Annotated in this window: 29 protein-coding genes and 1 pseudogene; 19 read left to right on the top strand and 11 right to left on the bottom strand. The window is 57.4% G+C overall.

What is annotated here, in order from left to right:
- Window positions 1–3: 3 nt before the first annotated feature.
- Window positions 4–720: a substrate-binding domain-containing protein gene (locus RMR24_RS09270; RefSeq protein ID WP_310614791.1), complete on the bottom strand. Its 717-nt coding sequence runs from the start codon at window positions 718–720 to the stop codon at window positions 4–6.
- A 106-nt stretch (window positions 721–826) separates the two neighbouring features.
- Between RMR24_RS09270 and RMR24_RS09265 the strand changes: the two genes are divergently transcribed.
- Window positions 827–1,747, top strand: a complete 921-nt coding sequence (locus RMR24_RS09265) for a LysR substrate-binding domain-containing protein (protein ID WP_310614790.1) — start codon at window positions 827–829, stop codon at window positions 1,745–1,747.
- Between the two features lie 71 nt (window positions 1,748–1,818).
- Here the strand turns inward: RMR24_RS09265 and RMR24_RS09260 are convergent, their stop codons facing one another.
- Both RMR24_RS09260 and RMR24_RS09255 read right to left on the bottom strand, forming a co-directional pair.
- Window positions 1,819–2,514 (bottom strand): OmpW family outer membrane protein, encoded by a 696-nt coding sequence (locus RMR24_RS09260; RefSeq protein ID WP_310614789.1) that lies wholly within the window; start codon window positions 2,512–2,514, stop codon window positions 1,819–1,821.
- A gap of 102 nt (window positions 2,515–2,616) precedes the next feature.
- Window positions 2,617–3,840, bottom strand: a complete 1,224-nt coding sequence (locus tag RMR24_RS09255; protein ID WP_310614788.1) for a porin — start codon at window positions 3,838–3,840, stop codon at window positions 2,617–2,619.
- A gap of 395 nt (window positions 3,841–4,235) precedes the next feature.
- Between RMR24_RS09255 and RMR24_RS09250 the strand changes: the two genes are divergently transcribed.
- Window positions 4,236–4,583 carry a BrnA antitoxin family protein gene (locus RMR24_RS09250; RefSeq protein WP_310614787.1) on the top strand — a complete coding sequence of 116 codons (348 nt, stop codon included), beginning with the start codon at window positions 4,236–4,238 and terminating at the stop codon, window positions 4,581–4,583.
- Window positions 4,584–4,585: 2 nt separating this feature from the next.
- The gene (coq7, locus tag RMR24_RS09245) at window positions 4,586–5,215 is read left to right on the top strand and encodes a 2-polyprenyl-3-methyl-6-methoxy-1,4-benzoquinone monooxygenase (protein ID WP_310614786.1); all 630 of its coding nucleotides are present in this window, start codon (window positions 4,586–4,588) and stop codon (window positions 5,213–5,215) included.
- A gap of 7 nt (window positions 5,216–5,222) precedes the next feature.
- On the opposite strand, the gene RMR24_RS09240 is transcribed toward coq7, so the two are convergent.
- The 3 genes from RMR24_RS09240 to RMR24_RS09230 form a co-directional block, all read right to left on the bottom strand.
- Window positions 5,223–5,672 carry an OsmC family protein gene (locus tag RMR24_RS09240; RefSeq protein WP_310614785.1) on the bottom strand — a complete coding sequence of 150 codons (450 nt, stop codon included), beginning with the start codon at window positions 5,670–5,672 and terminating at the stop codon, window positions 5,223–5,225.
- Between the two features lie 150 nt (window positions 5,673–5,822).
- A complete protein-coding gene (locus RMR24_RS09235; RefSeq protein WP_310614784.1) occupies window positions 5,823–6,146 on the bottom strand; it encodes a helix-turn-helix transcriptional regulator in 324 nt (107 codons plus the stop codon).
- Window positions 6,139–6,465, bottom strand: a complete 327-nt coding sequence (locus RMR24_RS09230; protein WP_310614783.1) for a type II toxin-antitoxin system RelE/ParE family toxin — start codon at window positions 6,463–6,465, stop codon at window positions 6,139–6,141. The genes RMR24_RS09235 and RMR24_RS09230 overlap by 8 nt, the downstream gene beginning before the upstream one ends.
- A gap of 125 nt (window positions 6,466–6,590) precedes the next feature.
- Between RMR24_RS09230 and ilvA the strand changes: the two genes are divergently transcribed.
- Window positions 6,591–8,168 (top strand): threonine ammonia-lyase, biosynthetic, encoded by a 1,578-nt coding sequence (ilvA, locus tag RMR24_RS09225; RefSeq protein WP_310614782.1) that lies wholly within the window; start codon window positions 6,591–6,593, stop codon window positions 8,166–8,168.
- Here the strand turns inward: ilvA and RMR24_RS09220 are convergent, their stop codons facing one another.
- Window positions 8,169–8,636: a type II secretion system protein N gene (locus tag RMR24_RS09220; protein ID WP_310614781.1), complete on the bottom strand. Its 468-nt coding sequence runs from the start codon at window positions 8,634–8,636 to the stop codon at window positions 8,169–8,171.
- Window positions 8,637–8,685: 49 nt separating this feature from the next.
- Here RMR24_RS09220 and gspG point away from each other — a divergent pair, with 49 nt between their 5' ends.
- The 13 genes from gspG to RMR24_RS09155 are packed head-to-tail and all read left to right on the top strand — an operon-like array spanning window position 8,686 to window position 21,782.
- Window positions 8,686–9,126, top strand: coding sequence for a type II secretion system major pseudopilin GspG (gene gspG, locus RMR24_RS09215; RefSeq protein ID WP_310614780.1), 441 nt, complete (start codon window positions 8,686–8,688; stop codon window positions 9,124–9,126).
- A gap of 20 nt (window positions 9,127–9,146) precedes the next feature.
- Window positions 9,147–9,650: a prepilin-type N-terminal cleavage/methylation domain-containing protein gene (locus RMR24_RS09210; RefSeq protein ID WP_310614779.1), complete on the top strand. Its 504-nt coding sequence runs from the start codon at window positions 9,147–9,149 to the stop codon at window positions 9,648–9,650.
- Window positions 9,647–10,000 (top strand): type II secretion system minor pseudopilin GspI, encoded by a 354-nt coding sequence (gene gspI, locus RMR24_RS09205; RefSeq protein ID WP_310614778.1) that lies wholly within the window; start codon window positions 9,647–9,649, stop codon window positions 9,998–10,000. The genes RMR24_RS09210 and gspI overlap by 4 nt, the downstream gene beginning before the upstream one ends.
- Window positions 10,000–10,680 (top strand): prepilin-type N-terminal cleavage/methylation domain-containing protein, encoded by a 681-nt coding sequence (locus RMR24_RS09200; protein ID WP_310614777.1) that lies wholly within the window; start codon window positions 10,000–10,002, stop codon window positions 10,678–10,680. Before gspI ends, RMR24_RS09200 begins: the two co-directional genes overlap by 1 nt.
- Entirely contained in the window at window positions 10,677–11,636 is a 960-nt protein-coding gene (gene gspK / locus RMR24_RS09195; protein ID WP_310614776.1) for a type II secretion system minor pseudopilin GspK, read from the top strand. Before RMR24_RS09200 ends, gspK begins: the two co-directional genes overlap by 4 nt.
- A 7-nt stretch (window positions 11,637–11,643) precedes the next feature.
- Window positions 11,644–12,840 carry a type II secretion system protein GspL gene (gene gspL, locus RMR24_RS09190; protein ID WP_310614775.1) on the top strand — a complete coding sequence of 399 codons (1,197 nt, stop codon included), beginning with the start codon at window positions 11,644–11,646 and terminating at the stop codon, window positions 12,838–12,840.
- On the top strand, window positions 12,837–13,340 hold the full coding sequence (gspM, locus tag RMR24_RS09185; protein ID WP_310614774.1) for a type II secretion system protein GspM: 504 nt from the start codon (window positions 12,837–12,839) through the stop codon (window positions 13,338–13,340). Before gspL ends, gspM begins: the two co-directional genes overlap by 4 nt.
- A gap of 25 nt (window positions 13,341–13,365) precedes the next feature.
- Complete coding sequence (gspN, locus tag RMR24_RS09180; protein ID WP_310614773.1) at window positions 13,366–14,229, top strand: type II secretion system protein N; 864 nt, start codon at window positions 13,366–13,368, stop codon at window positions 14,227–14,229.
- 5 nt (window positions 14,230–14,234) lie between these two features.
- Entirely contained in the window at window positions 14,235–16,385 is a 2,151-nt protein-coding gene (gspD, locus tag RMR24_RS09175; RefSeq protein WP_405023332.1) for a type II secretion system secretin GspD, read from the top strand.
- A 3-nt stretch (window positions 16,386–16,388) separates the two neighbouring features.
- On the top strand, window positions 16,389–17,798 hold the full coding sequence (gspE, locus tag RMR24_RS09170) for a type II secretion system ATPase GspE (protein ID WP_310614772.1): 1,410 nt from the start codon (window positions 16,389–16,391) through the stop codon (window positions 17,796–17,798).
- A 39-nt stretch (window positions 17,799–17,837) separates the two neighbouring features.
- On the top strand, window positions 17,838–19,052 hold the full coding sequence (gspF, locus tag RMR24_RS09165) for a type II secretion system inner membrane protein GspF (RefSeq protein WP_310614771.1): 1,215 nt from the start codon (window positions 17,838–17,840) through the stop codon (window positions 19,050–19,052).
- 3 nt (window positions 19,053–19,055) lie between these two features.
- Complete coding sequence (locus RMR24_RS09160; protein ID WP_310614770.1) at window positions 19,056–19,958, top strand: 5'-nucleotidase; 903 nt, start codon at window positions 19,056–19,058, stop codon at window positions 19,956–19,958.
- Between the two features lie 6 nt (window positions 19,959–19,964).
- A complete protein-coding gene (locus tag RMR24_RS09155) occupies window positions 19,965–21,782 on the top strand; it encodes an ABC transporter ATP-binding protein/permease (protein WP_310614769.1) in 1,818 nt (605 codons plus the stop codon).
- A 14-nt stretch (window positions 21,783–21,796) separates the two neighbouring features.
- Here the strand turns inward: RMR24_RS09155 and queC are convergent, their stop codons facing one another.
- Window positions 21,797–22,510, bottom strand: coding sequence for a 7-cyano-7-deazaguanine synthase QueC (queC, locus tag RMR24_RS09150; RefSeq protein WP_310614837.1), 714 nt, complete (start codon window positions 22,508–22,510; stop codon window positions 21,797–21,799).
- Window positions 22,511–22,558: 48 nt separating this feature from the next.
- A complete protein-coding gene (locus RMR24_RS09145) occupies window positions 22,559–23,161 on the bottom strand; it encodes a TIGR00645 family protein (RefSeq protein ID WP_310614768.1) in 603 nt (200 codons plus the stop codon).
- 57 nt (window positions 23,162–23,218) lie between these two features.
- Here RMR24_RS09145 and RMR24_RS09140 point away from each other — a divergent pair, with 57 nt between their 5' ends.
- Window positions 23,219–23,779 carry a YggT family protein gene (locus tag RMR24_RS09140; protein WP_310614767.1) on the top strand — a complete coding sequence of 187 codons (561 nt, stop codon included), beginning with the start codon at window positions 23,219–23,221 and terminating at the stop codon, window positions 23,777–23,779.
- 21 nt (window positions 23,780–23,800) lie between these two features.
- Window positions 23,801–24,379: a lipocalin family protein gene (locus RMR24_RS09135; protein WP_310614766.1), complete on the top strand. Its 579-nt coding sequence runs from the start codon at window positions 23,801–23,803 to the stop codon at window positions 24,377–24,379.
- A gap of 6 nt (window positions 24,380–24,385) precedes the next feature.
- On the opposite strand, the gene RMR24_RS09130 is transcribed toward RMR24_RS09135, so the two are convergent.
- Window positions 24,386–24,607: an HNH endonuclease signature motif containing protein gene (locus RMR24_RS09130; RefSeq protein ID WP_310614765.1), complete on the bottom strand. Its 222-nt coding sequence runs from the start codon at window positions 24,605–24,607 to the stop codon at window positions 24,386–24,388.
- A 10-nt stretch (window positions 24,608–24,617) separates the two neighbouring features.
- Window positions 24,618–25,895 (bottom strand): annotated as a pseudogene (locus RMR24_RS09125) (malic enzyme-like NAD(P)-binding protein); the annotation flags it as partial.
- Window positions 25,896–25,979: the final 84 nt, after the last annotated feature.

Genomic DNA, 25,979 nt, shown 5'->3' with positions numbered 1-25,979 from the left:
AATTTAAAGCCAGTCCATGCCCTGCTTGCGCTTGACGTCTTCCACGCCAGCCGAAGCCAAGAACTGTAAAAACGATTGCACCGCAGCCACACGGGCAGCATCACCCGCGATGCCCACAGGAATGCCCGACGAGAACGTGGTGATGAACGCCACATCAGCTGGCAAAGTGCCCAGCACATCGATACCGGGCAAAGCAATGAGTTCGCTCAACTGCTGAAAACCTAAAGCCGCCTTGCCGCTAGCCACCAACGCGCCCACAGGTGTGCCAGGTGGCGGCACCACGATGCGGGCTTTCACCTCGTCGGCGATGCCCCAACGCTCAAACAATTTTTCTAGGTACACGCCGCTTGGGCCAGTGGAGTAGCTGAGCGTCGGGCTGGCTAACACCGCCGCTTTGACGGCTGCTTCGTTGCTCAAATCAGGATGTGGAGCACCTGCGGGCACGGCCACTGCCACGGGCGAACGCACCCAGTCGCAACGTGAGCCGGTTTGCACATGGCCAGAGGCAATCAAACGCTCGATGGCATCAGACGCCAAAAGCACCATGTCAAACGCTTCGCCCGCTTGCACGCGCTTGGCGGCATCTACACCGCCCACAGACTCGATGTGCACCGACACGCCGGTTTGGGCAAGGTAAGCCTGGGTCAAATCAGCCAGCAAGGCCTTGGTGGCCATGGACGAAATACCGCGCAGCACAAGAGTGGAAGAAGATGTTTGCATGTGAACGATTCTAGAGATTTACCCCAGAAACAAGGCTCAAACTGGCAACTAGCTGTTATAACGTTTTTAAATAACAGACAATAGGTTATACAAAATAGAGAATTCTATGGAACTCAAACAAATCGAATCATTTGTGCGCGTGGCCGAACTGGGCAGCTTCACCAAAGCCGCACTTGCCTTGAACATTCCGCAGCCTTTGCTCAGCCGCCATGTGCGCCATTTGGAAGTGGAGTTGCACCAAAACTTGTTGATGCGCAATGGCCGCGGCGTTACCGTGACAGAGGCTGGTTTGGTGCTGCTCGAGCACGGACGCGGCATCTTGCACCAAGTGGCGGTGGCCATAGAAGAGCTGGGCTCGGTGCGCGGCGCATTGGCAGGACGCGTGTCGATTGGTTTGCCGCCTAGCTTGTCGAAGCTGGTGACTGTGCCGCTGACCATGGCGTTTCGCCAAGCCTTGCCCCATGCGCAGCTGTCGTTGACCGAAGGCTTCTCGGTGTTGATGGTGGAAAGCTTGCGTGCGGGCCGCCTCGACATGGCCGTGCTCTACAACCCAGCTCCCTCGCCCGATTTGGACATGACGGTCTTGCACGAAGACACACTGGTGTTGATTGCAGGCAAAAAAAGCAAGCCTCTCACAGGCAACGCCCCGCTCAAGCCTGTGGTGCAACTGGCCGACTTGGCCAAGCTGCCCCTCATCGCGCCCAGCCGCCCCAACGCGTTTCGCTTGCTGATTGACACCGAAATGCTGCGGCTCAACTGCAAGCCCAACATCGTGCTGGAAATTGACGGCTTGAACGCCATCTTGGAACTGGTCAAAGAAGGCATGGGCTACGCCGTGCTGCCCGCCTACACGCTGAGCAACTTTGCCAAGCCCGAAGACTTCACCACGCATCGTGTGGAAAAACCCAAGCTCATGAGCCAGCTCATGCTGGTGTGGTCAGCACGCCGCCCAATGACGGCGACGCACAAGGCCGCCATGCAGCTGATGCAAGAGGTGGTTGCCAATGCGTTGCAAACCACCCATTAAAAAACCCCACTGTGTTGCCACAGTGGGGTTTGAGACTTTTAAATCCTTAACTGGCTAAGCCAGCGGGGGGATTAGAAGCGATAGCCTACGCGAACCACGTAGTCGGTGGTGTTGAGCTTTACATCGCCAGTAGTTGATCCATATCCAGTTGCACCCACAAAAGTAGCTGTTGTTTTGACTGGCAAATATGAAACAGAGCCACTGATACTCCACTTGTCATCAATGTTGTAAATAACGCCTGCGTTGTAAACAGGTGTCCAAGAAGAACTCAACGAAGCACCATTACGGCTTAAGGCCTGAACGGTCGTATCACCAGCATTAGTTTCTATTTTATGAAACGAAACATGCGCGACGCCAAGACCCAAATATGGGCGCCACTGATCTTGAGTTGAGCCAAAGAAATACTTGGCCACAACCGCAGGAGACTGAAGTTGAATTTTTGCTGCACCGGGATGTGCGCCTGTGGCAGGGGTTGTTAAATCTTGAGTCATAGTTGGTGGAATACCAATAGTGACTTCGGCGCCCACATTGTCGGTGTACATATGCAACCAGCTCAATGAGAGTGTCGTTTCGCTACTAACTTTTGCAGTTGCTCCATTCACAGCAGCTTGGGTTGCACCGGTATTAGTTATGTGACCTAATTGAGTATCTGGGTTGATAGAAGCCAAACCCGCGCTGATGATGTTGTCACCGGCTTTTTGTGCAAATGCACCCGATGCAGCAACAAGCAAGGCGCAAGCTAAAGAAATTTTTGAAATTGTTTTCATTTTTATCTCCGATATTTTTTATTAGTAAAAAGCTCCACCACTTTTGCAAGGGATGGGGCTTTAGGTCTTTTAAATCCTTAACTGGCTAAGCCAGCAGGGGGATTAGAAGGACTTGCTGACACCGATAGCTGTACGCTTTTGAGCTGAGCCTTCGAAGGCTGCTTTGTTTGAAGCGTAGTTGATGTTGTCGTAGCGAGCGTAAACGCGAGCTGTTTTGCTCAAGTTGTAGTTCACACCCAAACCAGTCATCTTACGATCTGCATCGTTTGTTGATTGGTCATCAACTTTAGCCATTTGGCCGGCGATGTCCCAAGCGCCAGTTGTGTAAGTCGCACCGTACTGTGTGCTCTTACCTTTGTAAGCATCGTTGCTTGAAGAGAAATTGCCGAAACCAGCGTGGAGTTTCAGTGAAGGCATAACTGTGTAAGTAGCGCCCAACAGGTTTTGTGTGTTGGTCAAATTAGCAGCTAAAGCTGTTGTGGCTACAGAACCACCAGCACCAATAATGTTGTTGCCAACTGAGTACTTGATGCTTGTGTACATGGCATCCACTGGGCCTTGTGTGTAACGCAAGGCATACTCTGTCACGCCAACTGTGTTGCCATATGCTTTGACTGCAGTGTTAGCTGTAGCAGACGACGTGTTGAAAGTGGCAGCCGTACCAGCGCCAGTATCGTTGTTGTTTTTTGGTGTGAAGCCAACGTGAGCAGTAACACCATACATAGCTGGTGACGAGTACTGCACAGTGTTAGCAATACGAATAGCACGTTGACCAGCAGTCACGCCTGCTTGAGCAGTTGCGGCGCTGTTTTTGATGTCGGAAGATGCGTTAACGATGCCGCCGTTATCAGTCTTGCCGGTTCCCAGACCGTTCACAGTTGAAAAGTTTGAGCTGTAAGCAGAGCCAATAGCTGTTGAGAAGCCTGGCTGAGCAACTGCAGTGGCGTTGGTCAATGTGAAACTGTTTGGAGCACCCAAACGCAATGTGCCCAGCTTGGCGTCAGTCACGTCAACAAAAGACTGGCTGTTAGCAAAACCGCCGCGTTGAGCAGTTCCGATTGCATCTTTTTGCTGTGCGCCGCCCAGGTCAGCCCAGTCGGTGTTGACGGAGCCGCCAACAGACAAGCCACCACCGAGGTCTTCACGAGCCTTGATACCAACGGTAGTTGTACCTGCGTTAGAACCAACTGACTTGGCATCCAAGTTATTGTTGGTGTTGTTCACAGATGTGAAAGCGCGGTCGAAGTAACCGTCGATAACAACAGAAGATTGGGCGAATGCTGACACTGCGGTCAATGCTGCGATAGCAACGAGGGTTTTTTTCATTTCAAGGTTCTCCAAGGTTTGAACAGGTTCTCTGGGATTCCAGAGCTAACCTCCGTTTTCGGGAAGTTGCACGTATTGAACCAGACGCTTGTGGGTTGAAGTGTGACAAGTGCCAAAAAATCGTCATTTACGTTGCGTTGTTGCAACAAATATTTCACCAAACCCTCGCAAACCCTTGGTATGTCGATGTTTCGACGGCTTGGGCTTGGTGCTTTTCTGAGTGAGGCTTTCACTTGCACCACGCATTTGAAGTGATAGTGGGAACTTGTATTTTTTATTTTTGTTTATACAATAAATTATAAAATGCTTTACGAGTTCGATCACGAAAAGAGTGAAGTCAAGCACGGGGTTGCGATGGCTGATGCGTAAAGCCAATGCAAGAGAGGTATCACGCTATGCCAACAAAAATTAAGTCTATCCAAACCATCCTTACACCCTCTGAACCAGAGGATGACGCCATTCGCGCAGGCATTGCTCAAGATGCCAATGCGCGAGAGCTTGATGATGAATGGTTTGCAAATGCGCAACCAGCCAGCGACGTTCTGCCCCCTGAAATTTATGCGGCTCTCTTGGCTGAGAAACGTCCTCGCGGTAGGCCACGCGCAGAAGCACCTAAGGTATTTACAGCAATACGTTTGGATGCCGATTTGTTAGAGGCTTTCAAGTCAACAGGCAAAGGCTGGCAAACGCGCGTCAATGCTGCGCTACGACAATTCATCACCGAACACCCAATTCAGCATTAAAAATGGACCAATTACTCATCGCCGCCGACAGCGCCTTGCGCACCGTGTTTGCCCGCCACCACGCCAACCGCCCCACGCCCATGTGGGCGGCCGAGGTGCCCACCCCTGCCCCACTGACCGATGCTGAAAAGCACGAAGCCTCTGCCCTGATGCGCGTGAACCACGTGGGCGAGGTCTGCGCCCAAGCGCTTTACACGGCGCAAGCTTTGGCCACAAAAAACGACGCATTACGTCAGCACCTGACCACGGCTTGCAACGAAGAAACCGACCACTTGGCTTGGTGCGAGCAACGCCTGCAAGCACTGGGCGGACGACCCAGCTGGCTCAATCCGCTTTGGTACGCAGGCTCATTTGCTATTGGCTACGCCGCAGCCAAGCTGGGCGGCGACCGCATGAGCCTGGGGTTTGTGGTGGAAACCGAACGTCAAGTTGAGGCCCATTTAGAAAGCCACCTCGGCCTGCTGCCCGTCAATGATGGCGCTAGCCGAGCGATCGTGGCGCAAATGAAAGCTGACGAAGCACAGCACGCCAAAGAGGCTTTAGCGGCAGGTGCTGCCGAACTGCCCGCGCCTTTCAAAGCCTTGATGCAAGTAGCAGCCAAGGTCATGACGACAGTGGCGCATCGGGTTTAAAGTTTTTTTAAATCTCAACCAGCTCAAAGCTGGTGGTAATTTCCGCCGTTTTGCCCAGCATGATGCTGGCTGAGCAGTATTTGTCGTGGCTCATGGCAATGGCGCGTTCCACGGCCACAGCTGGCACACCTTGGCCCGTGACAGTGAAGTGCATATTGATTTTGGTAAACACCTTGGGGTCTTCGATGGCGCGTTCGCTGATGATCTTCACACTGCAGCCCTGCACGTTATGACGACCACGCTTGAGGATGAGCACCACGTCATACGCTGTGCAACCGCCTGTACCCGCCAACAACAGTTCCATAGGACGGGGCGCCAAGTTTTGGCCGCCGTTTTCTGGCTTGGCTGCGTCGGGTGCGCCGTCCATGGCCACCACATGGCCGCTGCCTGTTTCTGCAATAAAGCCCATGCCTGAGCGAGTGCCAGAGTTGCCGGTCCAGCTGACGGTGCATTCCATGTGTGTTTCTCCGATAAATTTGTTGCTGTCATTGTCTGCGAAATGTTGCGGCGCAATGAAAATTGCTTACACTTGAGGCTTGTCTCCTCCACCCTCAAAAGTGGATTCAGCCCCGAGTTGCAAAACTCGGGGTTTTTTTTCGCCTACGAATCAGACCATGCGGATGACTAAGCGCTTGCCGCATGCCTGCGCATAGCGGCGCAGGGTGCTGAGCGATGGTGCATGGTTGCGGTTGCCAAGGCTGGATTCAATACGCGCCAGCACTGGCTGGCTGACACCCATACGCGCTGCGACATCAGCTTGGGTTAAGCCTGCTTCTTTGCGAGCTTTAAGCAACTCGGCCAATGCAGCAAATTCATCCTCTAATGCGTCGTAGGCTTTTTGAAACGCGGAGTCAGTTGCGCGCCTTTGGGCCGCCGTTTTCTTCGGGTTAAAAACGACAGGTTTGAATTTTTCTTGGTTTACGTTAGTCATTCAACACCTCTTTCATTCGTTGTTTCGCTAGTCGCAATTCTTTGATCGGCGTGGCTTGGGTCTTTTTCACAAAACCATGCAAGATCACAACCTGTCGTCCTTTCATGCAACAAAAAAACGCCCGTCCTATTCCCTCTGCACCTCGTGCTCGAATTTCGAATATGCCGTCTCCCATGGCCTTGGTGTAAGGCATACCGAGATTTGGCCCGCTCAATACCATTTGCTCGGTAATACGCACGAAACTGGCATAAATGCCCACCGGCCACTTTTCAATCAATGCCTGCACCGAAGCAGCAAAAAATAATATTTGATAGTTCATATTTTATAGCACGTGTGCAATATTTAAAAATCACGAATGGACCGCTACTTTGAAATAAAACATACGTGGAAAGAGCGCGCGTCACTCAGCGATTGACTACCCGCGGCTTAAGAGACAATCACCCCATGTCTACCCGCACCCCCAAGCCCCGCGCGCTGCAGCCCGCCGATTACCTGAAAAAAATCTTGACCGCCCGTGTGTATGACGTGGCCGTTGAATCTGCGCTGGAGGTGGCGAAAAACCTGAGCCACCGCATTCACAACACCGTGCTGCTCAAGCGTGAAGATCAGCAGCCTGTGCACAGCTTCAAGCTGCGTGGCGCTTACAACAAAATGGCACACCTCACGCCAGCCCAGTTGAAGAAGGGGGTGATTTGCGCCTCGGCCGGCAACCACGCCCAAGGCGTGGCGCTGGGTGCTAAGCGCTTAGGCACCAAGGCCATCATCGTCATGCCCACCACCACGCCTAGCGTGAAGATTGAAGCGGTCAAAGCGTTGGGCGGCGAGGTGGTGTTGGTCGGCGACAGCTACTCAGACGCCTACACCCACGCGCTCACGCTCGAGAAGAAAAACGGCATGACCTTTGTGCACCCGTTTGACGACCCCGATGTGATTGCTGGGCAAGGCACGATTGCCATGGAAATGTTGCGCCAACATCAAGGGCGTTTAGACGCTGTGTTCGTCGCCATCGGCGGCGGTGGCTTGATCAGCGGCGTGGCCAACTACATCAAGGCGGTGCGCCCCGACATCCAAGTGATTGGCGTGCAAATGGACGACTCGTCAGCCATGATGCAGTCCGTAGCCAAAGGCAAACGCGTCACGCTCAACGACGTGGGCTTGTTCTCTGACGGCACCGCCGTGAAGCTGGTGGGTGAAGAAACCTTCCGCGTGTCGAAAAACTTGGTCGACAGCTACATCACCGTAGACACCGATGCAGTGTGTGCCGCGATCAAGGACGTGTTTGTAGACACCCGCAGCATCGTCGAGCCAGCAGGCGCATTGGCCGTGGCTGCTATCAAGCAATATGTGGCCGAGCACAAAACCAAGGGCGAAACCTACGCCGCCATTTTGTGTGGCGCCAACATGAACTTCGACCGCTTGCGCTTTGTGGCCGAGCGTGCCGAGGTGGGTGAAGAACGCGAAGCCTTGTTTGCCGTGACCATCCCCGAGCAGCCGGGTAGCCTGCGCCGCTTTTGCGAGCTGATTGGCAAGCTGCCCAGCTTTGGCGGCAGCAAATCCCCCCGTAATGTGACCGAGTTCAACTACCGCATGAGCGACCAAGCCAAGGCCCACGTGTTTGTGGGTTTGACCACGGGCGTGAAAGGCGAGAGCAGCAAAATCGCAAGTCACTTCACCAAGAACGGTTTCGATGCGATTGACCTCACGCACGATGAGCTGGCCAAAGAGCACCTGCGTCACATGGTGGGCGGCCACTCGTCGCTCGCACACGAAGAACGCATCCTGCGTTTTGAATTTCCGGAGCGCCCTGGCGCGTTGATGAAGTTCTTGCTGGCCATGCGTCCCGGCTGGAACATCAGCCTATTCCATTACCGCAACCAAGGCGCAGACTACGGCCGCATTTTGATGGGCTTGCAAGTACCCAAAGCTGACAACAAAGCGTTCACCGCTTTCTTAGAGGCGCTGGGCTATCCGTTTGTGGAAGAGACGCTGAACCCGGCTTATCGCTTGTTCTTGCAGCGCTGATTACTTCTTAGCCGGCAATTCCAAAACCAAGATTTGCGGCCCGTCCATCGCGGCACCCAAAGTCACGCGACGTCCCTCGGCGGATTGCAACAGCAAACCATCGGCCACTAAAGCCCCCACACGGTAGGGCTTGGCCGCTTTGCCATCCACCGCAATCAGCGCAGCACCTGCATTGGGCCCACCCGCCATCACGCCTTGCAGCTGAAAACGGCTGGCCAAAGTTGGCGCAGCAATGGCTTGCACAGGCGTAGCCCCTAAGCTGCGGGCAGCGGCAGACGCATCGACTTCGGGCAAAGCTTGCGCAGCAGCCGTGGCGTTGCTAGGCGCAGCGCCCGTGGCCGACCAACGCAAACCCCACGTGACCGCGCTAAATGCCACAGCGCCCCACACCAGCAACGAGGCGATAGGCAACACCACACGCGACGACACGCTAAAGACGTTGGCAAATGAAGGGCGTTGGCTAAGCATGCGCGGATTATGATTCATCATTGAACTGAGAACGATTGAAATGTCCGCCATGCACACCCTGCCAACCACCCCAAAAACCAAACGCCAACGCGGCTTCACACTGATTGAACTGATGGTGGTGCTCGCCATCATTGGCGTGCTCGCTGCGCTGGTGGTGCCCAACGTACTCAACCGTGCCGACGACGCACGCGTGACCGCCGCCAAAACCGACGTGGGCAACCTCATGCAAGCCCTCAAGCTCTACCGCTTGGACAACCAAAACTACCCCACAGCAGAGCAAGGCCTGAACGCCTTGGTGGTCAAGCCCACCGCGGGCCCTACACCGCTGAACTGGAAACCTTACATCGACAAGCTGCCCAATGACCCATGGGGCCGCCCTTACCAATACATGAACCCTGGCGTGAAAGGTGAAGTGGATGTACTGTCACTCGGCGCTGATGGTCAACCCGGCGGCGAAGGCAAAAACGCCGACCTCGGCAGCTGGCAGTAAAGCTGTTCGCAAAGCCCATCATGCAGCGCCAGCATGGACTCACCTTGTTGGAGCTGTTGGTGGTGCTGGCCATCATCGGCTTCAGCGTGGCCGGTGTGAGCTTGTCACTGCGTGACAGCAGCCAAACGCAACTCGAGCGTGAGGCCCAACGATTGGTCGCTGTTTTAGAAGCTGCACGCGCACAGTCGCGCACCAGCGGCGTTGCGCTGATCTGGCAGGCCACGCCAGAGGGGTTTGTGATTCGACCAACGCTGGCACCCAGCGCCACACAAGGTGGCAACTCAGCCAACCCCATGGCAATGCGGACAGAAACATGGCTTTCCGCTGGCACACAAGCGGCTGTCTCCTCAGACGCGGCATCAACCAACAATGCAACCCCTGCCAATTTGGTCGTGCTCGGGCCTGAACCCATCCTCGCCCCCGCTCGCATCACACTGAGCTTGGCCACTTCCAACAGTGCAAAGCCAACACCTAGCCTCAACATCGGCACCGATGGTTTGCAGCCGTTTCGAGTGACGCCATGAAACAACGCGGCTTCACACTCATTGAAGTGTTGGTGGCACTCGCCATCGTATCTGTCGCGCTCATGAGCGGGCTCAAGGTCAGCGGTGCACTCACGCGCAACGCGCAGCGCCAAGCCGATGTGCTGCTGGCTCAAATATGCGCTGACAACGCACTGAACCAGTTGCGCCTGTCGCAGCAGCTGCCTGGCGTGGGCGATTCACGCGTGCCTTGCCCGCAAGCCGAGCGCAACTTTGAAGTGGCGCTGACCGTGCGCACCACGCCCAACCCCGCGTTTCGTCGCGTGGACGCGCAGGTGTTTGATGCAGCCACGCCCGTGCTCAACATCACCACCGTGCTGGGGCGTTACTGATGGCACGCACCAAGGGTCAACGCGGCTTCACACTCATCGAGCTACTCATCGCCATCACCCTCATGGCGGTGCTGGCGGGATTGAGCTGGCGTGGCTTGGATAGCCTCATGCGCAGCCGCGATATCACGCAAGCGCAAGTGGACAAAACCGCTGTGCTGCAAACTGTGCTGGCCCAATGGCAGGCCGACCTCAATGCCGTGCAGCCTGTGCCCAGCATCACCGATGCAGGCGTGCAGTGGGATGGCCGCACGCTGCGCATCACACGCCGCGCCACCGCTTGGCGTGCCGATGGTGCAGATGCTGGCCTGTGGGTGGTGGCTTGGACACAGCGCAACAACCAATGGCTGCGCTGGCAATCGGCACCGCTGCAAACGCGCGCAGCGCTGCAACAAGCGTGGGCCAACGCCGAACGCTGGGGGCAAAACGCAAGCGCTGACGACGCGGCATTTGAAACCGCACTCATCCCACTAGAAGCATGGCAAATCACCTACTTCCGTGGCAACGCGTGGACCAACCCACTTTCTAGCGCTGGCAACACAGACACAAGCAGCAGCGCATCAGGCCAAGGCGTGTTGCCCGACGCCATACGCCTGCAAATCGACCTGCCCGCCAGCACCGGCGTACGCGGTCGCATCACCCTAGACTGGGTGCGGCCCAACTTCAGCAACACCAAAACATGAAGCACGTCGCGCACACCCACCAACGCGGCGCAGCGCTGCTGGCCGCCATGCTCACCGTGGCGTTGGTAGCCACGTTTGCCGCAGGCGCCTTGTGGCAGCAATGGAAATCCATCGAGGTCGAAGGTGCCGAGCGCCAACGCACGCAAGCGCGTTGGCTGCTGACGGGTGCACTCGACTGGGCACGCGTCATCTTGCGCGAAGACGCGCGTGCGGGCGACGCCAACGCGCCGGCCGACCACTTGGCCGAGCCTTGGGCTGTGCCGCTGCAAGAGGCCCGTTTGTCTAGCTTTTTGGCCGCACTGCCTGATGGAACGAGGGGCACAAGCAACACGGTGGACGATGACAAACTCGCGCAAAACGTGCTGCTGTCTGGCGCCATCACAGATCTGCAAGGCCGCCTGAATGTGGCCAACCTGCTGCAAGGCGAGCAACTCGATGCCAAAACGGTTCTTGTATTTGAGCGATTGTTTGACGTCTTGAGCGTGCCACCCGCCCAGCTCAGCCTGCTGACCCAAGGCCTGCTGGCAGCACAAAAACAAAACAGCAGCGCACCGCTCATGCCGCAACGTGTGAGCCAACTCAGCTGGTTTGGCTTATCGCCTCAAGCCCTGCAAACCCTCAGTCCCCACATCACCGTGTTGCCTGTGCGCACACCGGTCAACCTCAACACCGCCAGCCTGCAAGTGCTGTACGCCAGCGTGCCGGGCTTGAGCTTGTCAGACGCGCAACGCTTGGTACAACAACGCGAGCGCCAGCACTGGGCCAGCGTAGAAGCGTTTCAAAAAGCCTTGGGTCGCACCGTTAGCCTAGAGGGCACACACAGCGTGAACACACGTTACTTTGAAGTGATGGGGCGGTTGCGCATGCCTCAAACGGTGCTGCAAGAGCGATCTTTGGTGCAGCGCGATGCCAGCGATCTGAAGATCATTTGGCGACACGTGAGCTCTTTACAATGATTTTTCTATGTTGATCATCGCCCTGCCCCACACCTCCGCCCATGCCGCAGCAGGCTATGCCCATGTGCATTCGGACGGACACAGTGTGCAACGCAGCGCCACGGGTGCTGCAGCTACTTTGTCGGCCCACGCAGGCGAGGTGGTGGCCGTGGTGCCCCACAGCCGTTTGGCTTGGCTGCGCGTGCATCTGCCACCCGCCAGCCACGGCCCGCGTTTGCAAAGCGTGTTGCAAGGTTTGCTGGAAGACCGCTTGTTGGACGACCCGCAACAGCTGCACATCGTGCTTGCGCCCGATACCCAAACAACCGCCCGCTTGGGTGGCGAAACCTTGGTGGCCGTGTGCGACAAACCATGGTTGCGCGAGGCACTGGCACCACTGCAAGCCGCAGGCCTGACGGTGCAACGCATCGTGCCCGAACTGTCGCCCACAGACAAACCCGTGCTGCAAGTGATGGGCGAGCCCGAACATTCACAAAGCCTGCTTTGCCATGCGCACGGCGTGACGCTGCTGCCCCCCAACACGGCGCATTGGCGTGCCTTTGCCGAACTGAGCCAAGACGATTTACAAATTCAAGCCGAGCCCGCCATGGTGGCCCGCGTGCAAAGCACGCTGCAACGCCAACCCATGCTGCAAAGCGCAGCGCAGCGTTGGGTCAAGTCGAGCCAGTCCAACTGGGATTTGGCGCAAGGCGAATGGGCACAAGGCCGCGCCCAACGCGCACAGCGCCAAGTGCTGGCCGCGTGGCAAACCTTGCTGCATGCACCCGCATACAAGCCCGTGCGCTGGGGCGTGTTGGCTTTGGTCGCCCTGCAAGTGCTGGGGCTCAACGCCTTGGCTTGGCAAGAGCGCAACGCTTTGAACGCGCAACAAGCCTCGCTCCAAGGTATTTTGAAAACCACTTTTCCCACGGTCACCTTGGTCATCGACGCACCGCTGCAAATGCAGCGCGAGGTGAATGCCCTGCAACAAAAATCGGGCACGGCTTCCAGCACCGACCTTGAGCCTTTGCTAGCCGCCTTAGCAGGCGCGTTACCCGCAGGACAAACACCTCAGCAAATTCATTACGCCAACCACATGCTGCGCGTGCAAGGTGTGGCGCTCGACAACAACCCCGCAGGTGTGGCACGCCTCCAAGCGCAAGCCCTGAGCCTGCGCCAAGACGGCAATGACACCTGGGTGTTGCAAGCGGAGGGCACGAAATGAAAGCACTTCGCGCACAAACCCTTTCTCGCTGGCAAGCTTTGAGCCCACGCGAACAACGCGGTGTGTCGGTGCTCGGTGCATTGCTAGGTGTGTGGCTGTTTTGGTCAATCGCCATCGCGCCAGCGCTCAACACCTTGCGTGACAGCGACAACCGCCGTGCCCAAATTGGCCAGCAGCAGGCTCACATGTTGGCCCTGCAACACCAAGCGCAGGCGCTGCAAACGCGCACACCGCTGTCGCGTGACGAAGCGCTGCGCAGTTTGCAAAGCCTCACACCGGGCGCACTGATGCAACTCAACGTGCAGGGCGACCGCGTGTCGGTGCAACTCAAATCGGTACCCGCACCCACCTTAGCCAATTGGTTGACGCAAGCACGCAGCCAGGCGCAAGCATTGCCTGTGGAAGCTCACTTGACGCGCAGCAATGCCGCTAACTCGGCTGTGGTGTGGGATGGCAGCCTAGTTCTAAGCTTGCCTACTCGTGGTGCAGCGGCGCGCTAACGACAAGCCAACACAGCACCAACACATGCAACGCCACCTCGCCACCACCACACGCACCAGCACCCGTTGGGCATGCATGGGCGCGGGCTTGGGATTGGCACTGGCTTTCATCACCCAAGCCCCCGCGCATTGGCTGACGCAAGCCATCGAGCAAGCCAGCGGCGAACGTGTGTTGCTGCCAGATGCACAAGGCACGGTGTGGAACGGCTCGGCGCAGTGGGTGCTCAACGAAGGTCCGCTCAATAGCGCGGCATCGGCCAACCTAGCGCACCCCGCCAACACCACCGCACTGCCCACGCGCGTGACGTGGCAGCTTGGCCCCCGTGTTGACTTGGCCAACTTTCAGCTCGCGCTCAGTGCCACGATCGACTCGGCCTGCTGCACACCACAACCCGTGCGTGTCGATGTGTCGCCCCTATGGCGTGGCCTGAGCGTGCAGGTCAGCGACCACACGTCCAACTGGCCTGCCAGCTGGCTGGTGGGCTTGGGCGCGCCGTGGAACACCATTCAGCCCGAAGGCCAAATGCAGCTGCACACCACGCAGCTGCAATGGACACACCAAGCCGGCAAGGCACCAAGCCAAGAACAAAACCAAGGGCAGCTGCAAGGCCAAGCCGAATTGCAAATGCAGCAGCTGTCCACACGCCTGTCCACCTTGCGCCCCTTGGGCACCTACCGCGTGCGCGTGCAAGGCGGCGACACAATGGCACTCACACTGGACACACTCGAAGGCAGCTTGCAACTCACAGGCAGCGGCCAAATAGTGAATGGGCATGTGCGCTTTACAGGCGAAGCCTCGGCCGCGCCTGATGCTGAAGCCGCGCTCTCTAATTTATTGAACATCCTTGGCCAACGCCAAGGTGCCAAGTCGATTTTGAAAATGGGTTAACGCATATGGCCAAGCAACGCAATTTCTTCCAACCCTCTGTCTTGGCGCTTGCGCTGAGCTTGAGCTTTGCCCCTGTCATGCTGGGCTTGTCGCTCTCACACGCTGCGCCACCTGCCAAAAAAGCAGCGTCATCAGAGCCCATCACGCTCAACTTTGTGAATGCCGAGATCGAGTCTGTGGCACGCACCTTGGCCACGCTGTCCAACCGCAACTTGGTGGTCGACCCGCGCGTCAAAGGCACGATCAACCTCACCACCGAGCTGCCCGTGTCGGCCAACGAAGCGTGGAGCCAGTTCTTGGCCGCGTTGCGTTTGCAAGGCTTTGCCATGGTGGAGACCAAAGGCTTGTACAAAATCGTGCCCGAGGCCGATGCCAAGCTGCAAGGCGGCAATGTGCAAGAAATTCAAAGTGGCCAAGGTGGGTCGGGCAGCGGCCAAATCGTCACGCACATCTTCAAACTCAACTTTGAGCAAGCCAATAATTTGTTGCCTGTGCTGCGTCCACTCATCAGCCCCAACAACACCATCAACGTCAACCCCGGCAACAACTCCATCATCATCACCGACTACGCCGACAACCTGCAGCGCATGGCCCGCATCATTGCCACGCTGGATGTGTCAAACGCCAGCGACGTGGAGGTGATTCAGCTCAAGCACGCGATTGCGGTGGACTTGGCACCTTTGGTGTTGCGCTTGGTCGAGTCGGGCAACGCCAACAATGCAGGTGCAGCGGCCGCCACTCCGGGGCAAACGGGCACCGAATACAAAACCACCTTGCTGGCCGAGCCACGCAGCAACAGCCTCATCGTGCGTGCAGCCAACCCGGCACGCGTGGCCTTGGTCAAGTCATTGGTGGCCAAGCTTGATCAGCCCAGCGGCGCCAGCGCCAGCGGCAACATCCATGTGGTGTATTTGAAAAACGCCGACGCCACCAAACTCGCCACCACCTTGCGTGCCGCCGTGAGCGGACAAGCCACGGCCAATGCAGGCAGCGCCATGGCCACAGGTGCGGGCGTATCTCCCATGGCCACCAACCCCTCGTCACCCATGACGACAGGCAGCACATTGGGAAGCACCACCGCCTCTGCAGGCTCGGCTACCGGTGGGCAAATTCAAGCCGACACAGCCACCAACTCGCTCATCATCACAGCGCCCGAGCCGCAATACCGTCAGCTGCGTGCTGTGATTGACATGCTCGACCAACGCCGCGCGCAGGTCATGGTGGAGAGCTTGATTGCTGAGGTCAACGCTGACAAAGCAGCAGAGATGGGCATTCAGTGGCAAACCGCCAACGGCCAAAAGGGCGGCACGGTGGGCATCATCGGCACCAACTTCAACAACCCCATCACCACCACAGTGGGACAAGGCAATATCTTGAGCGTCTCAGGTGGCGCAGCCACCGCCTTGAGTGCTTTAGGTGGTGGACTGAACATCGGCAGTGCAAAGCAAATCAACGGCACCTATGTGCTGAGCAGCTTGGCCACTTTCTTGCAACAAAACGGTGACGGCAATGTGTTGTCTACGCCTACGCTGCTCACGCTTGATAACGAAGAAGCCAAGATCGTCGTGGGCCAAAACGTGCCCTTCGTCACCGGCCAATACACCAACAACAACACCAGCAATGGCTCGGTCAACCCCTTCCAAACTGTGGAACGCAAAGACGTGGGTTTGACACTCAAGGTCAAACCACAAATCAGCGAAACCGGCACCGTCAAACTCACCATCTTCCAAGAGGTGTCGAGCATCGACTACACGCGCTCATCCACCGCGGGTCTGATCACCAACAAGCGCAGCATTGAGTCCAATGTGTTGGTGGACGATGGCTCCATCATCGTGCTGGGCGGCTTGCTGTCAGATGAATATTCAGGCGGTGCGAGCCAAGTACCCTTGTTTGGCGACATTCCTGTGTTGGGCTGGTTGTTCAAAAGCGAAAGCCGCAGCCGCACCAAAAAGAATTTGATGGTGTTCTTGCGTCCTGTGGTGGTGCGCGATGCAGCGGCCTCTGACGCACTCAGCAACAACCGTTACCAACAAATGATGGGCTTGCAGCAAAGTTCACAGCCCGGCTTCAACCCCATCATTGGCGCTGGCAGCGCCCCTGTGTTGCCGCCGCTGCCCGCAACAGCCCCTGGCTCTGCATCTACCCCCGCGAAATAACCCATGCGCCGCCCGCTGCCCTACGCTTTTGCTCGCACCCACCAGCTGTTGCTGGAGGACGATGACCGCACGCTCACGCTGTGGCACAGCGACGCGCCCGACCTGAGCGCGTGGAGCGAGATCACCCGCCGTCACGCCGTGCAGTCGTTTGAGTACACCGACAAAGCCACATTGGCCAAACGCATCAGCGAAGCCTACGCACAAGCCGACAGCAACGCCGCGGCGGTGGTGAGCGAAGTCGAGAGTGACGCTGACCTGACCCGCATGATGCAAGAACTGCCCGCGGTGGAAGACTTGCTCGAAGCCGCAGACGACGCGCCCATCATCCGCATGCTCAATGCGCTGCTGACGCAAGCCGCACGTGATGGCGCGAGCGACATTCACATCGAACCGTATGAGCGCCACAGCAGCGTGCGTTTTCGTGTCGACGGCACGCTACGCGAAGTGGTGCAACCCAACCGCGCCTTGCATGCAGCCCTCATTTCGCGCTTGAAGATCATGGCCGAGTTGGACATTGCCGAAAAACGTTTGCCGCAAGACGGTCGCATTTCATTGCGCTTGGGCCAACGTGCGATTGACGTGCGTGTGTCCACCTTGCCCAGTGCACATGGCGAGCGCGCCGTGCTGCGTTTGCTCGACAAGACAGAGAGCAAACTCACGTTGCAAGCGGTGGGCATGGAAGGCGACACGCTGCAACGCTTTGAAAACTTGGTCAAGCAACCCCACGGCATCATCTTGGTCACCGGCCCCACGGGCTCAGGCAAAACCACCACGCTGTATGCGGCGCTGCAAGGGCTAGACGCCACACGCAACAACATCATGACGGTGGAAGACCCAATTGAATACGAGCTGGCCGGCGTGGGCCAAACGCAGGTGAACCCCAAGATTGATTTGGACTTTGCCAAGGCCCTGCGCGCCATCCTGCGCCAAGACCCAGACATCATCATGATTGGTGAGATTCGCGACTACGAGACCGCGCAAATTGCCATCCAAGCCTCGCTCACCGGCCACTTGGTGTTGGCCACGCTGCACACCAACGATGCCGCCAGCGCCGTGACGCGCTTGACCGACATGGGCGTGGAGCCCTTCTTGCTCAGCTCCTCGCTGCTGGGCGTGTTGGCGCAGCGCCTGCTGCGCAAGACGTGCACGCACTGCCGCGATAACCGTGGAGAAGCCTACGGCATGGGCTGCGTCGCCTGCGGCCAAAGCGGCTACCAAGGCCGAACCGGCATTTTTGAATTGCTCACCACCAACGACGACATACGCGCCCTCATCCACAACCAAGCCAGTGAAGCGGAGCTGCGCGAGGCAGCCTTGCGCAACGGCATGGCGCTGATGCGTGACGACGGCGAGCGCTTGGTGCGCCAAGGCATTTCTACCCGTGAAGAACTGATTCGCGTGACGCGCGACTGAACCTCTGCAACCATCCGCTGCAACTTAGCCCGACCCACCATGCCCGCCTACTCGTTTGAAGCCCTAGACCCCCAAGGCCAAACGCGCCGTGGCGTGCTGGAGGCCGATACCGCACGCGCCGCACGCAGCCAGTTGCGCGCACAAGATTTGGTGCCCCTCAACGTCGAGCCCGTGCAACGCACCAGCAGCGGTTTGAACACCGTCATTTGGGAAAGCAAAGTGTTTGGCACCACAGCTTTGGCGGTGTGGACACGCCAACTCTCTGGCTTGGTGAATGCGGGCTTGCCATTGGAGCGTGCGTTGTCAGCGCTCAGCGACGAAGCCGAAACACCCCGCCAGCGCGACTTGGTATCTGCCCTGCGCACCGAGGTGAATGCAGGTGCCCCATTTGCCAAAGCACTCAGCCAACACCCACGCGAGTTCAGCGCCATCTTCACCGCCGTGATTGGCGCGGGCGAGCAAAGCGGCCACTTGGGGCTGGTGCTGGAGCGCTTGGCCGACGATTTGCAAGAACAACAAAACTTGCGCGCCAAGCTGTTGGCCGCTGGTCTTTACCCCGCCATCGTGTGCTTGGTGGCATTGGTCATCGTGTTGTTTTTGCTGGCCTACGTGGTGCCGCAAGTGGCACAAGTGTTTGGCAGCAACCAGCAACAACTGCCCGCGCTGACCCGTTTCATGCTGGCCTTGAGCGGCGTTGTACAAGACTTTTGGTTGTGGGGCTTGTTATGGGTCGCAGCCCTTAGCGTGGGTAGCCGTATGGCCTTGAAACAAGACGATCTGCGTTTGCGTTTTGATGCCGCATGGTTGCAGTTGCCCCTCATTGGCCGCTTGGCTCGCGGCTACAACGCGGCGCGTTTTGCCAGCACGCTGGCAATGCTGGCCACCGCGGGTGTGCCGATTTTGAAAGCCTTGCAAGCCGCCGCCGACACGCTGAGCAACACCGCGCTCAAGCGCGACGCCCAAGACGCCTTGGTGCTGGTGCGTGAAGGTGCACCACTGGCTTCGGCGCTGGCACAGCACAAACGCTTTCCGCGCTTGCTGGTCATGTTCTCGCGCTTGGGCGAGCAAACCGGCACACTACCCACCATGCTGCAACGCGCCGCGGCACAGCTGAGTGAAGAAGTGCAACGCCGCGCTTTACAACTGGCGACGATTCTGGAGCCCTTGCTCATCGTGGCGATGGGCGCGATGGTGATGCTCATCGTGTTGGCAGTGATGCTGCCCATCATTCAACTCAATCAGTGGGTGAGGTAATTCATGGGTGTTTCTCTCGACGGCAAATTGGTCGTTGCCATCTCTTCAAGAGCGCTGTTCGACTTCGAAGAAGAAAACCAAGTTTTTGAGCAAGGCGACGACCGCGCCTACATGAACTTGCAACTCGACCGCCTTGAGACCCCCGCCAAACCTGGCGTGGCGTTTTCATTGGTGCAAAAGCTGTTGGCATTCAACACCTCTGAAGCGCAACGCGTGGAAGTGGTCATCCTCTCGCGCAACGACCCTGTCAGCGGCATGCGTGTGTTTCGTTCGGCACAGCACTACGGTTTGCCGATTCAGCGCGGCAGCTTCACACGCGGGCAATCGCCTTGGCGCTATTTGCGTCCGCTGAACGCCAACTTGTTTTTGTCCACACACTTGTCTGACGTGCGCTCGGCGCTCGATGCAGGCGTGCCCGCCGCGCAGGTGTACCCGCACTCAGCACACGCGTCAGAGGCCAACCCACACGAAGTGCGCATTGCCTTTGACGGCGACGCGGTGTTGTTCAGCGACGAGGCTGAGCGCGTGTTTCAAACCCAAGGCTTGGACGCGTTTCAACAGCACGAAAAAAACAATGCAGCACAGCCTTTGCCAGCGGGCCCTTTCAAGCCTCTGCTCTTGGCCCTGCAGGTGCTGCAACAGGCGGGCACACCGCACATGCGCATCCGCACCGCGCTGGTCACGGCACGCAGCGCCCCCGCGCACGAACGCGCGATTCGCACGCTGATGAACTGGAACATTGAGGTAGACGAAGCCATGTTCTTGGGCGGCCTTGAAAAAGGCGAGTTCTTGCGCGAGTTTGAACCCGATTTTTTCTTTGACGACCAAACCGGCCACATCGAATCGGCTGCCCGCCACGTGCCGGCAGGCCATGTGGCCAGCGGCGTGCGCAACACCGAAGTCTGAAAACACATGAACGCATTTAAAAGCGTCACCAACAACGTGGCAACGAATTGGCAAAAAAGCCGCTTGCAGCTCAGCCGCGTCTGGGCCTTGTCGCTGCCCTATTTCAAGTCTGAAGAGAAATGGCGTGCACGTTTTCTACTGACCGCTTGCATCAGCTTGAACTTGGGGCTGGTGTACCTGATGGTGTTGCTCAACGACTGGAACCGCGTGTTTTACGACGCGCTGCAAAACCGCGACGCCGCTGTGTTTTGGCATCAGCTCGGGGTGTTCGCTATGCTGGCGACATGCTTCATCATCGTGGCGGTGTACCGCTTCTACCTCACGCAATTGCTGCAAGTGCGTTGGCGTGCATGGATGACGCGCGACTATTTGCAACGCTGGCTCAAGGGTCATGTGTTTTACCAGCTCGAGTTGCAAAGCCAAAACTGCACAGACAACCCCGACCAACGAATTCAAGAAGATGTGCAGCAGTTCACCGCGGATACCGTGGGCTTGTCGCTGGGCTTGCTCGACGCCACCGTAACGCTGCTGAGCTTTGTAGGCATCTTGTGGGGGCTCTCTGGCGGCTTTAGTTTTGAGGTGATGGGCGAGACCTACAACCTCCCCGGCTTCATGGTGTGGATGGCCTTGACTTACGCACTCGCGGGCAGCTTGATCGGCCACGTCATTGGCCGCTCGATGGCATCGCTCAACTTCACGCAGCAACGCTTAGAAGCCGACTTTCGTCACCACCTGATGCGTGTGCGCGAGTACAGCGAAGCCATTGCGCTTGACCGTGGTGGCCGTGTGGAGCGAATGTCATTGCAAGAACGCTTTGCACAGGTGCTGGACAACTTCATGCGCTTGCTGCGCGTGCAAAAGCGTTACACCTGGTTCAACTCAGGCTACGGCCAAGCCGCGGTGGTGTTCCCCATGTTGGTGGCGTCACCACGCTACTTCAGTGGTGCGATTCAGCTGGGCGAGTTGATGCAAATTTCGTCGGCGTTTGGCCAAGTGCAAGAGTCGCTCAGCTGGTTCATCAGCAATTACAGCCGCTTGGCGTCGTGGCAAGCCACCACGATGCGTTTGACGAGTTTTCAAGACCAGATGTTGGCAATCAAAGTGGATGAGGCAGCGCAGCCAGACACGACCACGCACACTGGCATCAACGCCCTGCACACCACACCGCTCACCATTTCGCTACCCAATGGCGATGTGCTGCTGGCCGACACCTCGCTCAACGCAGCCGCAGGCGACACCGTGCTGATTCGTGGCCCCTCGGGCTGCGGCAAGTCGACCTTGCTGCGCGTGTTGGCGGGCATTTGGCCGCACGTCACCTCGCCCACACACGACCGCCATGGCGAGCCCATTACCTACGGCCCCGTGGTGTTGCCCGATCGCAGTGTGTTCATGCCACAGCGCCCCTACTTCCCCGAAGGCACTTTGCGCCAAGCGCTGGCCTACCCCGACAGTGCCGAGCACTACACCGATGAAGCCCTGAAGAACGCGCTGTACGACGCGCTGCTACCGCACTTGGCGAACGACCTTGACGTGGCTGGCCATTGGACACAACAGCTGTCGGGTGGCGAGCAGCAGCGCTTGGCTTTGGCCCGTGTGCTGCTGAAACGCCCACGCTGGGTGTTTGCAGACGAGGTCACCAGCGCTTTGGATGAAGCTGCTGAAAAAAAGCTTTACGAAAAGCTGCTGACGATGGTGCGCGAAGAAGGCGGCGGTTTGGTGTCTATCGCCCACCGCCCCAGTGTCGCGAGCCACCACGAGACGGTGTGGCAGTTTGTGCCTGCGCCAGAAGGCAGCGCCGCCAAATTTGTGCTGGTCGCGGAATAAAACGCAAACAAAGCTCAGGCCTTCCAGCGCTCCCACCCTTTAGCGCGCAGGTCACATGCAGGGCAGGTGCCGCAACCATAGCCCCAATCGTGGCGGTGCGTGCGGTCACCCATGTAGCAGGTGTGGGTGTGCTCCACGATGAGGTCTACCAGTTGATCGCCACCATTCACATGTGCTTTTTGGCCAAGGTCATAGGCCAACTGCCAGGTCTGCGCTTTGTCGATCCACATCAACGGGGTCTCAATGAGCAAGCGGCGATCCATTCCGAGTGACAACGCAATTTGCATGGCTTTCATGGTGTCGTCACGACAGTCGGGATAGCCTGAAAAATCGGTTTCACACACGCCGGTGACGATGACATCCAAATCACGGCGATAGGCCAACGCCGCAGCCAAGGTGAGGAATAACAAGTTACGCCCAGGCACAAAGGTGTTGGGCAAACCGGAGGCCTCCATCTTGAAAGCCATGTCGCGCGTGAGCGATGTTTCGCTCACCTGCCCCAGCACGCCGAGGTCAAGCAAATGGTCTTCGCCTAACTTGTGGGCCCACTGTGGAAACTGCATACGCACTTGGGCCAGCACTTGCATGCGTGCTTCTAGCTCCACCAAATGGCGTTGGCGGTAGTCAAACGCCAAGGTTTCCACGCGCTCGTATTGCGACAGTGCATGGGCCAAACAGGTGGTGGAGTCTTGCCCACCCGAAAAAAGAACGAGTGCGTTGCGGTGAATAGGATTGCGTAATTGCATGTAAGTGGCGTGCTGCTTAGTACGTTGTGTTTAGTGCGAAGAAGAGGCAGGCGATGGGTGGGGCGAGGTATGTGCCGCGTGCGAGAGTTTGTCAGTCAGCGCAATCGCCAACGCGCTGAGCAAGAAAGTGATGTGAATGATGGTTTGCCACATCAACACCTTCTCGTCGTAGTTGGCGGCGTTGATGAAGGTCTTGAGCAAGTGAATGGACGAAATGCCAATGATGGCCATGCCCAGCTTGACCTTCAACACCGAGGCGTTCACATGGCTCAACCATTCAGGTTGATCCGGATGGTTTTCGAGGTACATGCGCGAGACAAAAGTTTCGTAGCCACCCACGATGACCATGATGAGCAAGTTAGAGATCATCACCACATCAATCAGACCCAGCACCACCAGCATGGTGATGGACTCACTCAGGTGCGTGACCGTCATGCCGTTTTTGTAGCCAATGCTGGTGACCAAGGCGTCGAGCGCAGCTTGGCTGCCAAACGCAGCCTCGATGAGGTGCACCAACTCCACCCAAAAATGAAACACATACACGCCTTGCGCCGCGATGAGGCCCAAATACAAAGGCAGCTGCAACCAGCGGCTGGCAAAAATAAAACGCGGCAAGGCAGGGGTTTGTTTCATACAGAACAATCTTTGGTGAATGCGCAAATTTTGCCTGAGCCCGCCTAAACTCCAGCCATGCTGTTACAAATTTTCTCTTTAGTCCTGCACTTCGCCGTCGGCCTGGTGACGGGCACCTGTTTGCTGCGCATGTACATGCACTTGATGGGCATCAACTTGTCGCGCAGCGGGGGCAACCCGCTGGCGCCGTTTGTGTTTGCCGTCACCAATTGGATCGTGCTGCCCGTGCGCCGTTATGTGCCAGCACTGGGTCGCTTGGACACGGCCAGTTTGGTGGCCGCTTATGCGGTGCTGCTGGCCAAACATTCGCTGCTTTGGATCATGGCGGGCGCCACCTCGGAGTGGCTGGGTTTGGTTGTCAACGCAGGCTTTGAAATGCTGAGCGTGATTTTGTCGAGCTTGATGTGGATGGTGATTGGCTACGCGCTCATGTCTTGGTTCAGCGCAGCTGCTGAAATTCGTTATGTCTTGGCGCAGCTGATCGAGCCGTTGCTCATCCCGATTCGTCGCGTGTTGCCACAGATGGGCGGGGTGGACTTGTCGCCTATCGCCTTGTTGTTGTTGATTCAAATCGCTGAAATCGTGCTGCACGGCTTGCGTGCGCAAGTGGCTTTTTAAACACATCACAAAGAGGTTGTCATGCTGCTCAAACGTTCATGGATGCTCATTGGCTTAGCAGTCGCCACTTTGCAACTGGCTTCACTCAAAGTTGCCGCACAAACCATCGCAACGCCTGCGGCCTTGCCACCCGTCGCCACCATCTCAACTTTGGATGTGCCTCGCTACATGGGCACTTGGTATGAGATTGCCAAGTTTCCCAACCGCTTCCAAGCCAAATGCACCGCCAACACACGCGCTCAGTATTTGGCGCAAACCGATGGCTCGGTGCAGGTACTCAACAGCTGCGCCACGGCTGACGGCAGCACCATCGACGCATTGGGCAAAGCCATTCAATTAGGTGCCACCAACTCACCCAAACTGCAAGTGCGTTTTGCGCCTGCATGGCTGAGCTGGCTGCCCATGGTGTGGGGCGACTACTGGGTGATTGAACTCGATGCCGACTACCAGCTGGCCGCCGTGAGCGACGCCAAACGCGAATACCTGTGGGTGCTATCGCGCTCACCACAGGTGCGCGCCAAGGCTTATGACGCCTTGCTGCAGCGACTCAAAGCGCAGCACTTTGACGTGCAAAAACTAGAGCGCACGCCACAGCGCTAAAGCAACTCACGCCTTGGCTTTGGCATGCCGCAAGTTGTTGCAGCAGTCGTGGCTGATGGCTAGGTTTTCTTGGTGGCTGTTGCCACCTTCACTCAGCGGCTGAATGTGCTCTAGCGTGGCGTCAGCGTGCGCCACATGCCCCCCGCAGACCCAACACGGCACCACGCCATGCAATTGGCGCGATACCGTTTTGTAAATCTTGTCGCGGGTGAGCTTGAGGCGGCTCAAAGTTTTACTTCACCCAAGCTGCCAAGGTTTTGGCGTAAGCGTCAAAGTCTTTGATGGGACGCTTGGCCACACCCGAAGCTTCAGCGGCACGTGCCACCGCAGGCGCGATGCGCTGGATAAGGCGTGTGTCGAATGGCTTAGGAATGATGTTGTCCACACCAAACGTCAAATCCAAACCGGGGTAAGCCGATTGCACTTCGGCGGTGACTTCAAGCTTGGCGAGGTCAGCGATTTCGCGCACGCAGGCAATCTTCATTTCTTCGGTGATTTTGGTCGCGCCGCAATCCAAAGCACCACGGAAGATGTACGGGAAGCACAAGACGTTGTTCACTTGGTTGGGGTAGTCCGAGCGACCGGTGGCAATGATGCAATCGGGGCGCACGGCTTTGGCCAATTCAGGGCGAATTTCTGGCTCGGGGTTGGCCAAGGCCAAGATGAGCGGCTTGTCAGCCATGGTCTTGACCATGTCTTGCGTCAACACGCCGGGGGCTGAGCAGCCCAAGAACACGTCAGCGCCGTTGACCGCATCGGCCAAGGTGCGTGCATCGGTGGTTTGTGCAAAGCGGGCTTTGGACTCGTCGTAACCACCGGGGCGGCCCTCGTAAATCACGCCTTTGGAGTCACACACAAAGATGTGCTCGGCCTTCACGCCCAAGCCCAAAAACACATCCAAACAAGCCAAGGCTGCAGCACCTGCGCCCGACACAGCGATCTTGATGTTGGCGATGTCTTTGCCTGCCAGCTCCAAGCCGTTCAACATGGCGGCAGCCGAGATGATGGCGGTACCGTGTTGGTCATCATGGAAGACGGGGATGCTCATGCGCTCGCGCAGTTTCTTCTCGATGTAGAAGCACTCAGGCGCTTTGATGTCTTCGAGGTTGATGCCACCAAAGGTGGGCTCCATGGCGGCGATGATGTCAACCAATTTGTCGGCATCGTGTTCGTCGAGTTCGATGTCAAACACGTCAATGCCAGAGAACTTTTTGAACAAACAGCCTTTGCCTTCCATCACAGGCTTGCCGGCCAAGGCGCCGATGTCGCCCAAGCCCAACACCGCGGTGCCGTTGGTAATGACGCCAACCAAGTTGCCACGGCTGGTGTATTCGTAAGACATTTGTGGATCTTTTTCAATCTCCAAACAAGGGTACGCAACACCAGGTGAATAAGCCAAGCTCAGGTCGTGCTGGTTGTCCAGCGGGTGAGTTGGCTCCACGCGAATCTTGCCCTTGGTGGGCGAGCGGTGGTAGTCAAGTGCGGCTGTGCGTAGTTCTTGTTCTGCTGGCGTCATGTCTTGAGTCCGTTGTATTTTTAAAAGGGCCCACATCCTAACGCGAGCGCCTTTCCCCTAGGGCTTCACGGGCAAGTGCCTACA

It is taken from the genome of Limnohabitans sp., from assembly GCF_031539105.1.
Classification (GTDB): domain Bacteria; phylum Pseudomonadota; class Gammaproteobacteria; order Burkholderiales; family Burkholderiaceae_C; genus Limnohabitans.
Note: the sequence above shows the minus strand (reverse complement) of the source record. Positions and strands in the feature narration are given on the sequence as shown.